At 70.9% G+C, this 15,097-nt stretch carries 13 protein-coding genes; 8 read left to right on the top strand and 5 right to left on the bottom strand.

Annotated elements, in window-relative coordinates; translation table 11 throughout:
• The first annotated feature begins 52 nt into the window (after window positions 1-52).
• Window positions 53-1,708, top strand: a complete 1,656-nt coding sequence (locus tag OHS33_RS23545; RefSeq protein WP_330332390.1) for a bifunctional metallophosphatase/5'-nucleotidase — start codon at window positions 53-55, stop codon at window positions 1,706-1,708.
• A 74-nt stretch (window positions 1,709-1,782) separates the two neighbouring features.
• Here OHS33_RS23545 and OHS33_RS23540 read toward each other — a convergent pair whose 3' ends face one another.
• Entirely contained in the window at window positions 1,783-2,232 is a 450-nt protein-coding gene (locus tag OHS33_RS23540; RefSeq protein WP_330332389.1) for an ATP-binding protein, read from the bottom strand.
• Window positions 2,233-2,475: 243 nt separating this feature from the next.
• Between OHS33_RS23540 and OHS33_RS23535 the strand changes: the two genes are divergently transcribed.
• The 3 genes from OHS33_RS23535 to OHS33_RS23525 are packed head-to-tail and all read left to right on the top strand — an operon-like array spanning window position 2,476 to window position 4,146.
• Entirely contained in the window at window positions 2,476-3,327 is an 852-nt protein-coding gene (locus tag OHS33_RS23535) for a helix-turn-helix domain-containing protein (RefSeq protein ID WP_330332388.1), read from the top strand.
• A gap of 24 nt (window positions 3,328-3,351) precedes the next feature.
• Complete coding sequence (locus tag OHS33_RS23530; protein WP_330332387.1) at window positions 3,352-3,549, top strand: DUF397 domain-containing protein; 198 nt, start codon at window positions 3,352-3,354, stop codon at window positions 3,547-3,549.
• Between the two features lie 36 nt (window positions 3,550-3,585).
• On the top strand, window positions 3,586-4,146 hold the full coding sequence (locus OHS33_RS23525) for a GNAT family N-acetyltransferase (RefSeq protein ID WP_330332386.1): 561 nt from the start codon (window positions 3,586-3,588) through the stop codon (window positions 4,144-4,146).
• A gap of 92 nt (window positions 4,147-4,238) precedes the next feature.
• Here OHS33_RS23525 and OHS33_RS23520 read toward each other — a convergent pair whose 3' ends face one another.
• A complete protein-coding gene (locus OHS33_RS23520) occupies window positions 4,239-4,388 on the bottom strand; it encodes a hypothetical protein (RefSeq protein WP_330332385.1) in 150 nt (49 codons plus the stop codon).
• A 219-nt stretch (window positions 4,389-4,607) separates the two neighbouring features.
• Window positions 4,608-5,045, bottom strand: a complete 438-nt coding sequence (locus OHS33_RS23515) for a hypothetical protein (protein WP_330332384.1) — start codon at window positions 5,043-5,045, stop codon at window positions 4,608-4,610.
• A 101-nt stretch (window positions 5,046-5,146) separates the two neighbouring features.
• On the opposite strand from OHS33_RS23515, the gene OHS33_RS23510 reads away from it, so the two are divergent.
• Window positions 5,147-5,938 (top strand): glycerophosphodiester phosphodiesterase, encoded by a 792-nt coding sequence (locus OHS33_RS23510; protein ID WP_330332383.1) that lies wholly within the window; start codon window positions 5,147-5,149, stop codon window positions 5,936-5,938.
• 79 nt (window positions 5,939-6,017) lie between these two features.
• Here the strand turns inward: OHS33_RS23510 and OHS33_RS23505 are convergent, their stop codons facing one another.
• Window positions 6,018-7,541, bottom strand: a complete 1,524-nt coding sequence (locus tag OHS33_RS23505) for a ricin-type beta-trefoil lectin domain protein (RefSeq protein WP_330332382.1) — start codon at window positions 7,539-7,541, stop codon at window positions 6,018-6,020.
• 108 nt (window positions 7,542-7,649) lie between these two features.
• On the opposite strand from OHS33_RS23505, the gene OHS33_RS23500 reads away from it, so the two are divergent.
• The 3 genes from OHS33_RS23500 to OHS33_RS23490 all read left to right on the top strand — a co-directional run bounded on the left by OHS33_RS23500 (window position 7,650) and on the right by OHS33_RS23490 (window position 12,666).
• Complete coding sequence (locus tag OHS33_RS23500; protein ID WP_330332381.1) at window positions 7,650-9,086, top strand: class II fumarate hydratase; 1,437 nt, start codon at window positions 7,650-7,652, stop codon at window positions 9,084-9,086.
• Between the two features lie 122 nt (window positions 9,087-9,208).
• A complete protein-coding gene (fomD, locus tag OHS33_RS23495; RefSeq protein WP_330332380.1) occupies window positions 9,209-9,991 on the top strand; it encodes a cytidylyl-2-hydroxypropylphosphonate hydrolase in 783 nt (260 codons plus the stop codon).
• 662 nt (window positions 9,992-10,653) lie between these two features.
• Window positions 10,654-12,666, top strand: a complete 2,013-nt coding sequence (locus OHS33_RS23490; protein ID WP_443065463.1) for a SpoIIE family protein phosphatase — start codon at window positions 10,654-10,656, stop codon at window positions 12,664-12,666.
• 83 nt (window positions 12,667-12,749) lie between these two features.
• Here the strand turns inward: OHS33_RS23490 and OHS33_RS23485 are convergent, their stop codons facing one another.
• Window positions 12,750-15,056: a transglycosylase domain-containing protein gene (locus OHS33_RS23485; protein ID WP_330332378.1), complete on the bottom strand. Its 2,307-nt coding sequence runs from the start codon at window positions 15,054-15,056 to the stop codon at window positions 12,750-12,752.
• Between the last annotated feature and the right edge of the window lie 41 nt (window positions 15,057-15,097).

Raw genomic sequence — 15,097 nt, 5'->3', positions numbered from 1 at the left:
TGAGCCGCCTACCGTGCCCCTGGCGCGACACTGATTTCCCAGGAGAACCATCGTGAAACCCCCGCTTCGCTTCGCGCTGCTCGCACTGGCCACGGCCACCGCCGCGACCGCCGCCGCGTCCGGCCTCGTCCCGGCCTCGGCCGCGGAGCCGCTGTGGCAGAGCCCGCACGGCCAGGACGTCGTGGACATCCAGGTGCTGAACGTCTCCGACTTCCACGGCCAGCTCGACCCGCTGAACATCCGCGGCGTCGGGAACGTCGGCGGTGCGGCGGCGCTGAGCACGTACTGGAAGGCCGACCGCAAGGCCAACCCCGACACCCTGCTGATGTCGGCCGGTGACACGGTCGGCGCGAGCGTGCCGGTCTCCGGCTTCTTCGACGACGAGCCGACCGTGAAGTTCATGAACCAGACGGGCTTCTCCGCCAACACCTTCGGCAACCACAACTTCGACAAGGGACTCGCTCATCTCCAGTCCCAGATCGACGCCGCCGACTTCCCCTACGTGTCGGCGAACCTGACCAACCTGAACCGCAACCTGCACGACGTCAGCCCGTACACGATCAAGACCGTCCACGGCGTGAAAGTCGCGATCATCGGCGTGACGAACCCGGAGGCTCCGACCCTGGTCGCGCCGGGCAATTTCGGCTCGATGAAGGTGACCGACCCGGCGAAGGCCGCGATGCGGGCCCGCGAGGAGGCGGCCCGGCACGGGGCGAAGGTGTTCATCGCCCTCGGGCACCTGGGCATCGAGGGAACGGACGCCCAGGGCGGCCCCACCGGCCCGCTGACCGAGTTCGCGCACGCCGTCCACGGCTTCGATCTGGTCCTGGGCGACCACACCGACGTCCAGTACAAGAGCGAGATCAACGGCGCCCTGGTGCTGGAGAACCTCAGCAAGGGCGCGACCTACGCGAAGACCACGCTGAAGTACGACCGCCGGCGCGGCGGCCACGTCGTGGCGGCGGCCTCGGAGTTCGTCGTCCCGCTGTCGGACAAGGTCACGCCGGACCCCGAGGTGGTGGCGATGCTCAAGCCGTACCGCGACGAACTGTCGAAGCGCTACGACGGCAAGATCGCCGTGGCGACGGGACTCTTCGACCAGAGCGGCGAGGTCGACCGGGTCCGCGAGACCGCGCTGGGTGACCTGACCACGGACGCGCTGCGCACCACGTACGGAACCCAGATCGCCTTCACCAACGGCGGCGGCATCCGCGCCTCCCTCCCCTCGACCTACCAGCCGGCCGACAAGACGCTGCGGCGGACCGGGTCCGGCCCCTACGACCTGGTGGCCGGGGACGCGTACGCGGTGCTTCCGTTCGGGAACCAGTCGCTCACCCGCACCGTCACCGGCACCCAGCTGTGGGCGGTCCTGGAGCAGAGCGTCAGCAAGGCCCCGAACTCCTCCGGCGGCTTCCTCCAGGTCTCCGGATTCCGCTTCACCTACGACTCGGCGAAGCCGGTGGGCTCCCGCGTTCTGTCGGTGACGCTCGACGGCGGCACGCCGATCGCCCGGGACGCCACGACGTACACGGCGGCGACGAACAACTTCACGAACGCGGGCGGCGACGGCTACACGATGCTCGCCGACGGCCAGGGCACGACCCGCAACCTGATGGCCGGCGACCTGCTGACCTACCTGACGGCCCAGAAGACCGTCACCCCCACCACCCACACCCGCATCGACGACACGTCCCGCCCGGACGCGTAACCCACCCCGCCCTCGCCCCCGCCCTCCCCGCCGGGAGGGCGAGGGCGGGGGCGCACCCAGGGGCAGCGGCGGCATCACCCGCCGTGATGGCTGCCGCCTTGAGCCGGTACGGCGAGTTCGGCCCACACCCGCTTACCTGGCCCGCACCGCTCCCCCGCCGCCCACCGGTCGGCGAGCGCGTCCACGAGGAACAGCCCTCGCCCATGGTCCCGTTCCGGGTCGGGGGACAGCATCTCGGGCCGACCGGGGGCCGCGTCGTGTACCTCGATCCGCACACCGGCGGTGAGCCGCACGTACCGGGTCTCGATCTCCCGGCCGCGCGCGGCCCGAGCGTGCCTGCTGGCGTTCGTCAGCAGCTCGGAGACCACGATCAGCGCGTCGTCCTCGATCTGCGCCAGCCCCCAGTTCCCGAGGGCCCTGCGCAGCTCCGTCCTCGCCCGCCCGACGCACCGCGGATCGCGGTTCCACCTGCGTACGACGAGCCCGTCATCCGGCCCGCCCAGGGGCCCCTTAGGGTTCACCATGTTGACGCTCCTTCAGTAAGCGTTGGCCATGCCCCCGGACCGTTAGCGCGGTCGCGGGGGTATCTGCGTTCGGCTCCAGGGCACGCCAGATGTCACCAGGGGTGACGCGGCGTCGCTGAGAGGAGCCGTTAACCAGGGTGCTCCGCACACCGCCGGACCGCAACCGACTCAATCGGAAAATGTTCCAACTTCATGTGGCAGGACTACCCTTGAGCATTCGACGCCACCTGGAGGGGGCCGCACATGGTCGAGCCTCGACCAACTGTCCGACGCCGCCGTCTGGCTGCCCTGCTCGTACAACTACGAGAGAAGTCAGGCAGGTCGCCCGAGGAGGCAGCCGAACGCATCGGATGCCATCGCTCCAAGATCAGCCGCATCGAGAACGCCCGGCTCGGCATCTCCCTGGGCGAGCTCCGCGACCTGCTCATGTTCTACGGGGTCGATGACCCCGCATTCGTGGAGGATCTCGTCGCACTCGCCCGCCGAGGTGGTGAACGAGGGTGGACACGGCACCTTCGCGCGGCCCTCCCCTCCTACGCCGACCACATCGACTACGAGCAGACGGCCGACTACATCCGGTCGTTCCAGCCTCTATTGATCGCCGGTCTCCTCCAGACCTCCGATTACGCGAGGGCGCTGTACCGCGCCAATCCGGAGATGCTCAGTGGTAAGCGCGTGGATGACCTGACCTCCATGCGCATGCAGCGCCAGGAGGTATTGGAGCGCGACAACCCGCCCCGCATGTGCGTGATCGAGGGTGAAGCCGCCCTCCGTAGTCCGGTGGGCGGGCCCAAGGTGATGCGGCAGCAACTCGATCACCTGCTGTCGCGGGCGGAACAGCCGAATGTGGATGTGCAGGTACTGCCGTTCAGCACAGGGGCCCATGTCGGCCTGGTCGGCGCGTTCGTCCTCTTCGGATTCCCCACACCGGCGTTCTCGGACGTGGTGTGCGTCGAGCACGTCACAGGCACTCTGCACATGGAGACTCCCGAGGAGACTGCCCGGTATACGCTCGCGTTCGACACGCTGCGAACAGCGGCTCTGAACACAGCCGACAGCATGGACTTGATTCAGAGCATCAAGCGTGAAACGTGAACGACAGGACTTGAGGTGCAGACCATGCTCGCCACCGAACTCGGCACCGTATCATGGCATAAGAGCAGCTACAGCGGTGGAGGCTCATCCGGCGGTGACTGCATCGAGGTCGCCTCCGTCCAGGGCTCCGCGGCAATACGCGACAGCAAGCGTCCCGAAGGACCTGCGTTCCTCGTATCCGACGTCGCGTGGGACTCCTTCCTCGCCACCCTCAAGGCCTGAGCGCCTGCCCGGCGTTGGCCCGATAGGGTCCCGGACATGTATCCCGTCTCGCCCTCGGCCCCGCGTCTCGTCCTCCGCGAGATCACTCACGATGACGTTGATGCCGTCCACGCGATCTACGGCAACGAGGAAGCCACCCGGCACCTGTCGTTCGAGCCGCGTACGAGGGAGCAGGTGGAGGCCATCGTCGAGCGCTCCGTCACCTCGGCCGTGGCGTCGCCCAGGGACGAGTACTGGCTCGCCGTGACGGCCCGCGAGACCGCGGAGCTGATCGGCTACGCCAGGCTGGCCCTCGACCCTCACCAGCCGATGGCCGCGACCATGGGCTTCGCCCTCCGCCCGGACGCGTGGGGGCAGGGTCTGGGGACGGAGACCGTCCGCGCGCTCCTGAGCCTGGCCTTCGACCACCTCGGCCTGCACCGCGTGTGGGCGGCCCGGGCGCCGCTCAATACCGCGTCGCACAAGACCTTGATCCGTGCCGGGATGACGGAGGAGGGCCGCATCCGTGAGCACGTCCACGTCCGTGGGGCGTGGCGCGACTCCGTCACCTATTCGGTCCTCGATCACGAGTGGCGGCGGCCCCACGGTCGCGGCTGAGGCTGCTCTCGGTGATGCCCGGCCAAGGGCAACCGCGCGCAGCGGGTGACGGACGCGTACGCCCCGCAGGGCGGCTTCCGCCCGGGCGACGCCTACGCCGCCTCGGCCTCGACTGCGGCCAGTTCGTCCATGGCGGGGCGGAAGCCGGGATCTTCCGTGCCCGTGGTGCGGTGGATGGCGGCCAGGGCCTCATTGCGGCGGCTGACGAGGTCCTGGCGTCTCTCGATCTCGACCTCGCGCATCCACCAGTCGAGCCAGTGTGAGGTGGCCGACCTTCCAGCTGCGGATGGCCGCGGCCAGCGCATTCTCCTTGTGCTGCTCCAGCTCCGCCAAGCGGTGCGGCGCGATGCGGGCGAGGGCGACACGTACGGCGTCGGGGGTGTGCTCGGGGCGCGGGATCGGCGCCGCGCCGTGGTCCGGCTGTGCGGTCACGGTGTCCTCCAAGGGGTGGCGCGGCCAGGCTATCGATTCCTCAACGCGTTCAAGGCCTGAGCCTGGTCCGATTCCGTACGGGTGGAGAAGCCTGATGCCTGGAGGAGGGCCGTCAGGAGGCGGGCCTCCACCGGGGTGGCGTGGTAGCCGTCGCGGGACGCTGCCAGGACCTCCGGGATCGTCATTCCGAGCACGTCGCGGAAGACCTTCAGGGCCGCGCCGCCTGAGCCGTCCACGCGGAGCAGGACCGTGCCCTCAGCCGCAACGATGAGCGCGCGGATGTGGTCGGGTGCCCGTCCCCACCCGTAGTCGAGGTTGCAGCCGCCGCGGGGGCCCCCGAACTCACACCGGTCGCACTCCCACTCCGCTTCCCAGCGCAGCCGTCCGCCGTCGATCCGCTGCCACGCGTGATGGACGCAGTGCGGGCATGGCGCACAGACAACGAGGGCCCAACCTGATTCCGGCATGCCGACACCCTCCCGCGCCCAGGAGAGGATCCGCATCCGGTTAACGTCAGAGACACAGCCCCGCACCAGCCCGTTCACCCGGGTTTGCGAGGGTTTGGCGCATGACTCAGGCGTCCTACGTCCCCGCTTCCGCTTCCGCCGCCCGCGCGACGCGGGTCATCGCCCATCGCGGGGCTTCCGAGCAGTATCCGGAGCACACGCTCGCCGCCTACCGGCAGGCCCTGCTCGACGGGGCGGACGCGCTGGAGTGCGATGTGCGGCTGACCGCCGACGGGCGGCTGGTGTGCGTGCACGACCGCCGGGTCGACCGGACCTCCGACGGGCGCGGCGCGGTGTCCGCGATGACGTACGAGCAGCTGGCCGGGCTCGACTTCGGCAGCTGGAAGGGGGCCCGGCACGGGGGCGCCCGGGTGCTGTACTTCGAGGACCTGCTCCGCGAGGTGCTGGCCGCGCCGCGGCCCGTGGGGCTGGCCGTCGAGACCAAGCACCCGACGCGGGCGGGCGGCCGGGTGGAGGACGAGCTGGTGCGGGTGCTCGGGGAATACGGGCTCGCGGACGGGCCCGGGGAGGGCGGTCACCGGGTCGAGGTGATGAGCTTCTCGCGCGGTGCGCTGGCCCGTACGCACCGGCTGGCGCCCGCGCTGGAGACCGTACAGCTGCTGGAGCGCCGGGGTCCGCTGCGGCTGCCGCACACCGTGGGGCACGCCGGTCCCGGGATCGAGCTGGTGCGCCGGGATCCGCGGCTCGTGGACCGGCTCAGGGCGGCGGGGCTCGGGGTGCGCGTGTGGACGGTCGACGAGCCCGAGGACGTCGACCTGTGCCTGCGGCTCGGCGTGGACGCGATCATCACCAACCGGCCGCGGCAGGTACGGGACCAGCTCGACGCCTGCTGAGCGAACACGGAAACACCCGGCCGGGGTGCGCCGGCCGGGTGGGGGGGTGCGTGGGTGCTGGCGGTGCTGGGGGTGCCTGTTACGCGAACTGCTGGTTCGTCGCGCCGTTGCAGGTCTGCAGGCGGACGGGGTCGTGGGCGGCGCCCACGGTGAGGCACATGCCGGGGGCGGCCTGCGGGCGGATGGTGGCGCCGTCACGGACGAACTGCTGGTTCGCGCCGCCGTGGCAGTTCCAGATGATCAGGCCGGTGCCCGCGCCGTAGTTGGCGCCGGGGGCGTCCAGGCAGCGGTCCTGGGTCAGTTCGACGTGGAGCGACTTGCGGGGCGCGTCGTACCACCAGCCCTGGTTGCGGCCGCCGTGGCAGTCCCAGCCCAGGAGCGTGGTGCCGTTGGCGCTGGAGCCGCCGTTGGCGTCGACGCAGGTGCCGTTCGCCGCGTTCTTCAGCGGCTTGTACAGGTCGTCCCAGGCCCCGGCCTGCAGGACGGGGGTGCCGGTGCTCGCCGGGTCGGCGCAGGAGCCCTCGCGCAGGCCGGAGTCGTAGAGCTGGGTCAGGCAGGACGCGAACGCGCCGTGGCCGCGGTAGTTGGGGTGGAAGGACTGCCGGGCGGTGTTCTCGTCCCACGGGAAGTGGTCGCCGAGGTCCAGGTAGAGGCCGCGGGCCCAGGTGTCCTCCATGCAGACCTCGTGGCCGTTGAAGAGCCGCGAGTTGTCGAGGTAGTAGGCACCGGAGGCGAGCGCCGCGGCGCGCATGCCCTTCTCGAAGGTGGGCACCGCGTAGTTGCGGCCCCAGGCGGCGTCCGAGTCGTAGCCCGCGCAGCCGCCGGGGAGCTTGCCGGGGAAGTTCGGGTTGTCGTTGAAGTCCGGGCCGATCGGGCTCGGGTAGCCCATCACGACCAGCTTGTAGTCGGAGTCGGCGTAACCGGCGTCCCGCATGACGGTCTTGAGGTCGGCGACGGTCGATTCGACCTTGGGCTTCAGGCCGTCCACCCGGGCCTGCCAGCCGGGTCCGTACTTGGGCTCGCAGGTGCCCTGGCTGAGCACCCAGCGGGTGACGCAGTCGGTCATGACCGGGCCGAACTGGAGGTCGTCGTTGGCCCCGGCGACCAGCAGCACCATCTTGATCTTGGTGTTGCGGGCCTTGATGGCGAGGTTGTCGCTCTGGACCAGTTCGTCGGCGTACTGCTTGCTGCCGCCGATCCGGATGTTGCCGGTGTAGCCGCCCGAACAGGCCACGTTGAAGGTGAGGTCCGCGGGGATGCCGGTGCGGTGGATGGCCGAGTCCGGCGAGCGGTGGCACTGGTTGGACGAGGTGTTGGTCGCGGGGTCGTAGTTGCCGACGCCCTCGCCCGAGATCTCGCTGTCGCCCAGCGAGATCAGCCCGGTCTTGCGGTCGGCCAGGGGGCGGATCGCCGGGTCGCCGTAGATCTTGGTGGCCTCCGCCGCGCGGACCGCCTCCAGTTCGGGCGACAGGGGCGTCGCCGCGGCCGGGGTTGCGGTGGCCGCGTGGGCCATGGGGGTGATGGCGGTGACGCCGCCGAGGGCGGCCGCGAGCGCGGCCGCCGCGGCGAAGGTAGATCTGAGCCTTGGTGTGGTGCGGGCCATGGATGTCTCCCCGGTGTCAGGTGTTACCCCCGGTATTTACTGGCCGGTAGGGGAGTTGGGAACACTTCGAACAAGACAATTGCTCAACTTTTTGAGGAGGCCACGAACATGACCAAGGATCAGACCGAAGATCAGCAGGCTCATCGGCAGGACCAGCAGGCCCCGGGGTTCCGGGTGGAGCACGATTCGATGGGTGAGGTGCGGGTCCCCGCCGACGCCAAATGGCGGGCCCAGACGCAGCGCGCCGTGGAGAACTTCCCCGTCTCGGGGCAGCGCCTGGAGCGCGCGCACATCGCCGCCCTCGCCCGGGTCAAGGCCGCGGCCGCGAAGGTCAACGCGGAGCTGGGCGTCCTGGACGCGGACGTCGCCGGGGCCATCCGCTCGGCCGCCGCCGAGGTGGCCGAGGGGCGCTGGGACGCGCACTTCCCGGTGGACGTCTTCCAGACCGGGTCCGGGACCTCGTCCAACATGAACGCCAACGAGGTGATCGCGACCCTGGCCACCGAGCGGCTGGGCCGCGACGTGCACCCCAACGACGACGTCAACGCCTCGCAGAGCTCCAACGACGTCTTCCCGTCCTCCATCCACATCGCCGCCACCGCCGCCGTCACCGGCGAGCTGATCCCGGCCCTGGAGCACCTCGCGGCCGCCCTGGAGCGCAAGTCCGCGGAGTTCGCCGAGGTGGTCAAGGCGGGCCGCACCCACCTGATGGACGCCACCCCGGTGACGCTGGGACAGGAGTTCGGCGGGTACGCGGCCCAGATGCGCTACGGCGTCGAGCGGCTCCGGGCGGCGCTGCCCCGGCTCGCCGAGCTGCCCCTGGGCGGCACCGCGGTCGGCACCGGGATCAACACCCCGCCCGGATTCTCCGCCGCGGTGATCGCCGAGGTGGCCGCGGCGACCGGGCTGCCGCTCACCGAGGCCCGCGACCACTTCGAGGCCCAGGGGGCGCGGGACGCCCTGGTGGAGACCTCGGGCATGCTCCGTACCGTCGCGGTCTCGCTCACCAAGATCGCCAATGATCTGCGCTGGATGGCTTCCGGGCCGCGCACCGGATTGGCCGAAATCAATCTCCCGGATCTCCAGCCGGGCTCTTCGATCATGCCCGGGAAGGTCAATCCGGTCGTCGCGGAGGCCGTTCTGATGGTCGCCGCCCAGGTGACCGGAAACGACACCACGGTCGCCGTGGCCGGCGCGGCGGGCAACTTCGAGCTGAACGTGATGCTCCCGGTGATGGCCCGCAACCTCCTGGAGTCGATCCGGCTGCTGGGCAGCGTGAGCCGGCTGCTGGCCGACCGCACGATCGACGGGATCACCGCCAACGCGGCCCGGGCCAGGGAATACGCCGAGTCCTCGCCCTCCGTGGTGACCCCGCTGAACCGCTACATCGGCTACGAGGAAGCGGCCAAGGTCGCCAAGAAGGCGCTCGCGGAACGCAAGACGATCAGGGAGGTCGTACGGGAGTCCGGCTACATCGAACGCGGCTCGCTCACCCTGGAGCAGCTCGACGAGGCCCTTGACGTACTGCGGATGACCCGCCCCTGACCGCTCCCCGTCCCTCTTGATCCCGCTTGGGCGAGGGCCGGATTTCGGTCGAATGCCGTCCCCGAACACCTCCGTGACCTGCACCGCAGCGGGCCCGGGGAGCCCAGCCCTAAGATCTGCGCATGACAGGTACCGGAGGCCGCGGGGGCGGCGAGGCGCGCGGTGACACCCGAGGTGGCACCCGCGGCGACGCGTGCGGTGGCCCGTACGACGGCTCGCACGGCGACTCGTACGGCGACTCGTACGACGGCCCGCGCTGGGCGCCCGGCGAGCACATCCTGTGGCGCTACCGCGATCACGCCCCGGGCCTGAAGGGGCCGGTCCACATCTGCCGTCCGGTGACGGTCGTCCAGGACACCCCCGAGCTGCTGGCCGTGTGGATGGCCCCCGACACCGAACTCGTCAAGCCGGTGCTGGCCGACGGGACCCCGGTGCACGAGGAGCCGCTCGCCACCCGCTACACCGCCCCGCGCACCACCGCCCGCTCGCGGTGGTTCGGCACGGGCGTGCTGAAGCTGGCCCGGCCCGGCGATCCGTGGTCGGTGTGGCTGTTCTGGGATCACGGCTGGCGTTTCCGGAGCTGGTACGTGAACCTTGAGGAGCCCAGGACCCGGTGGTCCGGCGGCATCGACTCCGTGGACCACTTCCTCGACATCTCCGTCTACCCCGACCGCACCTGGAAGTGGCGGGACGAGGACGAGTTCGCGCAGGCGCTGCGGTGTGGGCTGATGGACGACGGGACGGCCGGGCGGGTACGGGAAGCCGGACGCGCGGCGGTGGCACTGATCGAGGAGTGGGGGGCGCCGTTCTCGGACGGCTGGGAGGACTGGCGGCCCGATCCGGGCTGGAAGGTTCCGGTACTGCCCGGGGACTGGGACCGCACCCCGGCGCATATGACCTCATGAGACCCTTGATGCGCCCCCGGGTTTCAAACGTAGGATCGTCCTCCGCAAGCTTGCAGACAGGGCTTCATGCAAGGGTGTACACCCGTAAGTGACGTGCTGTGCGCGGGACTTGACCGGAGGTCAACGCAGACCGAGAGGCAACGAGCGGGCGGGGGTCCCCCCGGACGAAGTTTGGGGGAGTACCGCGGGCGACGGTGCCCCCGCCGCTGAGCGGGTATACCGCGACTGACCGAGTTGAGTGCAGCGCACATCCAGCGCAAACGGACGGAATTCCACGCGTGACGGAGTACCCCACCTCTTACGAGGGCCCGCAGCCTGCCGCGGCAGCCGCGACACCGGCGCCGGGCGGCTCCGACCTGCCCGGGCCCCGCCCGGTGCGGCGGGGTGCCGATGGTTCCGGTGCGGACGCCGGCTCAGGATGCGGATCCGGCTCAGGATCCGGATCCAGCTCAGGATCCGGATGCGGATCCGGTCCCCGCACCGGTTCCCAGGCCGCATCCGCGGCAGCCCCTGCTTCCCGTTCGGACGACCAGGGGCACGGCAAGACCCCGGCCCCGGCCGCCCAGGACACCCGGCCCGGCGCGCCGGATTCGGGTCCCGGCTCCGGTTCCTCCTCCGGTTCCTCTTCCGGTTCCTCTTCCGGTTCCGGTCAGTCCTCGCCGATCCCGGCCGCCCGGCGCGGTGACGCCGCCCCGTCCCGGGACGCGGGCGCCGCCCGCAATGCCGGTACGGGCCCGGGAGCGGCCGCAGGAGCCCCCGGCGGCCCCGGTCCGGCCCCGGGAGCCGGCACGGCCCCGGGCGCCGCCCAGGGCCCCGCCACGGGTTCCGGTACCACCTCCGGTTCCGGCGGCCCCGGCGGCCTGTCCGGCCTCCCGGACACCGGCGCCGCCCGCCGCGAGGGCGACCGGCTGCGCTTCGTCGGCGCGGCCACCCGCCGGATCGCCCGCGGCATCGACCTCGACGAGATCGTCCTCGGCCTGTGCCGGGCCACCGTGCCCACCTTCTCCGACGCGATCCTCGTGTACCTGCGCGATCCGCTCCCCGTCGGCGACGAGCGCCCGGTCGGCCCCGTCGTCTTAAGGCTGCGCCGGACCGACCGGCTGCGGCCGATCGACGACCTCACCGACGCCCTGCGCGGCGCCGACACCATCGGCGCCGGGCTCGACCTCTCCGCCGTCACCGGGGCCGGGGGCGAGCTGGACTTCAGCCAGCTGGCGCTCGTCGGCCCGCAGGGCGACCTGCCCGCGGCCGAGCTGTGCGAGATCCGCTCCGGCGGGGCCCTCGCCGAGGTGCTGCGCGGAGTACGGCCCGTCTTCGGGTCCTCCGCCGCGGCGCGCGCCGCGCTGCCCGAGCTGCTGGGCGCGGACCACCCCGTACCGCGCGGCCAGCGGGCGATCCTGGCCCCGCTGCGGGGCCGCCGCCGGGTGATCGGCGCGGCGGTGTTCCTGCGCACGCCGGACCGGCCCGCCTTCGAGCAGAACGACCTGCTCGTCGCCGCCCAGCTGGCCACCCACACCGCGCTCGGCATCGACAAGGCCGTCCTGTACGGCCGCGAGGCCTACATCGCCGACGAGCTGCAGCGCACCATGCTCCCGGACAGCCTCCCGCAGCCCACCGGCGTCCGGCTCGCCAGCCGCTACCTCCCGGCCGCCGAGACGGCCCGGGTCGGCGGGGACTGGTACGACGCGATACCGCTGCCCGGCAGCCGGGTCGCGCTCGTCGTCGGCGACGTCATGGGCCACTCCATGACCTCCGCCGCGATCATGGGCCAGCTGCGGACCACCGCGCAGACCCTCGCCCAGCTGGACCTGCCGCCCGCCGAGGTCCTGCACCACCTGGACGAGCAGGCGCAGCGGCTCGGCTCGGACCGGATGGCGACCTGCCTGTACGCCGTCTACGACCCCGTCTCGCACCGGATCACCATCGCCAACGCCGGCCACCCGCCGCCCGTCCTGCTGCACCTGGGCGGCCGCGCGGAGGTGCTCCGGGTGCCGCCCGGCGCCCCCATCGGCGTCGGCGGCGTGGACTTCGAGGCCGTCGAGCTGGACGCGCCCGCCGGAGCCACCCTGCTCCTGTACACGGACGGCCTGGTCGAATCCCGGCTGCGCGACGTCTGGACCGGCATCGAGCAGCTGCGCGAGCGGCTCGCCACGACGGCGCAGCTCACCGGCCTGGACCACCCGCCGCCGCTGGAAGCGCTCTGTGACGACGTACTGGACATGCTCGGCCCGGGCGACCGGGACGACGACATCGCGCTGCTCGCGGCCCGCTTCGACGGGATCGCCCCGAGCGACGTCGCGTACTGGTTCCTGGACCCGGAGGAGACCGCTCCGGGCCGCGCCCGGCGCTTCGCCCGCCGCGCCCTGACCCGCTGGGGCCTGGAGGAGCTGAGCGACTCCCTGGAGCTGCTGGTGAGCGAGGTGGTGACCAATGCCGTCCGGTACGCGGAGCGGCCCGTCACGCTGCGCCTGCTGCGTACGGACGTACTGCGCTGCGAGGTCGGCGACGACTCCCCGCAGCTGCCGCGCCAGCGCCGGGCCCGGGACACCGACGAGGGCGGCCGCGGCCTGTTCCTGGTCAACCGGATGGCACGGCGCTGGGGCGCGACCCGGCTGAGCAGTGGAAAGGTCGTGTGGTTCGAGCTGGCGTTGCCGGGGGCGCAGGACCGGCGTTGACCGGGCACTGACCGGAAACGAAAGCCGCCGCCCGGCAGCGCTGACGCTGCCGGGCGGCGGTCTTTTGCCGTGTGCCGCGCCGCTTACGGGAAGGGCGGGAACCCGTTGGTGCGGGTCGGAGTCGGCACCGTGTGGGTCGGGTCCGGGCTCGCGCTGCGCGACGACGTGCGGGTCGGGTCCGGGCTCGTGCTGCGCGACGACGAGCTGGTCGGATCCGGGCTGGTCGACGAGGACGAGGAGCGGCTGCTGCTCGGGTCCGGGGTGCGGCTCGTCGAGGTCGAGGCCGACGGGGTGGGGCTCGGCGGCGGCGTACCCATCTCGGCGTCCGGGAGCTCGAACTTGGTGGTGTCGACGCCCGAGAGCGCGGCCAGCGTGTAGGCCTTCCAGATGGCCGCCGGGAAGCTGGAACCACCTGCGCGGCCGAGACCGGCGGTGCCGGTGAGGGTGACCTGCTTGCCGGTGCCGACCTCTTCACCGAACATCGCGACGACGGTGACCAGTTCCGGGGTGTAGCCGGTGAACCAGGCCGCCACGTTGGACTCGGTGGTACCGGTCTTGGCCGCCGCCTGGTAGGAGTCGCTGAAGACCTTCTTGCCAGAACCGTCGGTGACCACGCCGGTGAGCACCTTGGTGACGGTGTCGGCGGTGGCGGTATCGATCACCTGGTCACCGATGGTCTGCACCGGCTTGTAGGTGCGCGCGTGGTTCTGGGCGCTCTTGATGATCGACGGGGTGACCTTCTTGCCGTGGTGGTCGAAGGTCGCGTAGACCCCGGCCATCTCGACGGTGCTCGCGCTCATGGTGCCGAGCGCCATGGCGGGCTTGTCGGCCGGCCAGCCGTCGCGGTCCCGCATGCCGAGGTTGAGGCCCATCTCCTTGACCTTCTCCGGCTTCGCGTCCACGGTCATCTGCGCGTAGACGGAGTTGACGGAGGAGTTGGTCGCCTTCTGCACGGTGATGTCGTGCCCGATGTCCCAGTAGTTTTCCTGGTCCTGGTTCTGCGGGGAGAAGGCGGTGTCGCTGCCGACGACCGGGCGGCCGCTGGTGCCGTCGTAGAGGGTGTTCGGCGTGATCGGCTTGCCGTCCTGCGTCTTGGCGCCGTTCTGCAGGGCGGTGGCGAGGACGACCGGCTTGAAGGTCGAGCCGGGCTGGAAGTCGGTGCGCAGGGCGTTGCTGGACCACTTCTCGCCCTGGCCGGTGCCGCCGTACATGGCGACGATCGCGCCGGTCTTCGGGTCGACCGAGGTGGCGCCCGCCTGGACGTTCTGGTCGATCGGGCGCTCCGCGGTGTTCTTGCGCTCCAGCTTGGATTCCAGCTCGTCGTTGACGGCCTTCTCCAGGGCGGCCTGCTTCTTCTTGTCGATGTTGAGCTTGATCGTCCAGCCGCCCGCATCGATCGCGGCCTTGGGGACGCCCTGCCGGTTCAGCTCGGCGTCGGCGGCCTCCATCAGGTAGCCCTTCTGGCCCTCGCGCCCGGGGGCGGGCTTGGGCTTGATGGGCTCCTGGAAGTGCAGGGTCTTGCGCTTGGCCTCGTCCAGCTTGCCCATGCCGACCATGTTGTCGAGGGTGGCGTTGAAGCGGATCATCACGAGGCGCTTGCCGTTGGGGCCGGCGGTCGCCCAGTCGTAGGAGCTGGGGGCCTGCAGGACGGCCGCGAGGTAGGCGCCCTGCTCCAGGGTCAGCTTCTGGGCGTCGACGCCGTAGTAGGCCTGGGCGGCGGCCTGGATTCCATAAGCACCGCGACCGAAGTAGCTGGTGTTCATGTAGCCCTCGAGGATCTCGTTCTTGCTCATGCTCTGGTCGGTCTTGAGCGAGATCACCATTTCCTTCAGCTTGCGCGTAGCCGTCTGGTCCTGGTTGAGGTAGTAGTTCTTGACGTACTGCTGGGTGATCGTCGAACCACCGGCCTTGCCCTTGCCGGTCACGGTGGAGATGAAGCCGCGCGCCAGGCCCTTGAAGTCGATGCCCTGGTCTTTGTAGAAGTTCTTGTTCTCGATGGCGATGAACGTGGTGCGGACATCCTCCGGAACCTTGTCGAAGGGGAGGATCTCGCGGTTGTACTTGCCCGTGCGGGTCATGACGGAGCCGTCGGACCACTGGTAGACGTTGCTCTGGAGCGTCGCCTCTTCGTTGGGCTTGGGCGCGTCGACGTAGAAGTAGAGGCCGACGGCCGCTGCCATGCCGAGCAGGATCATGCCGAAGAACGCGCCGAGGATCTTCTTCCAGGTGAAGAACCGGCGTATGCCGGTCCGTTTACCCTTGCCCTTGCCCGCGCCCGGGCCCGTTCCCGCGCCGTTCTTCCCGCGACCGCTCTTCGGCGCGCCACCGCGCGGCGCGGCACGCCGGCTCCCGCGCTGCTGCTGCGCCCGTCGCGCTTCTGCTCGGCCCATCGCTCCCGCTCCGCTCATTTACCCCCGACGTCAGCTCAGAA

This window comes from Streptomyces sp. NBC_00536, assembly GCF_036346295.1.
Classification (GTDB): domain Bacteria; phylum Actinomycetota; class Actinomycetes; order Streptomycetales; family Streptomycetaceae; genus Streptomyces.
The sequence above is the reverse complement of the archived record's forward strand: the minus strand, read 5'-3'. Positions and strand labels throughout refer to the sequence as shown.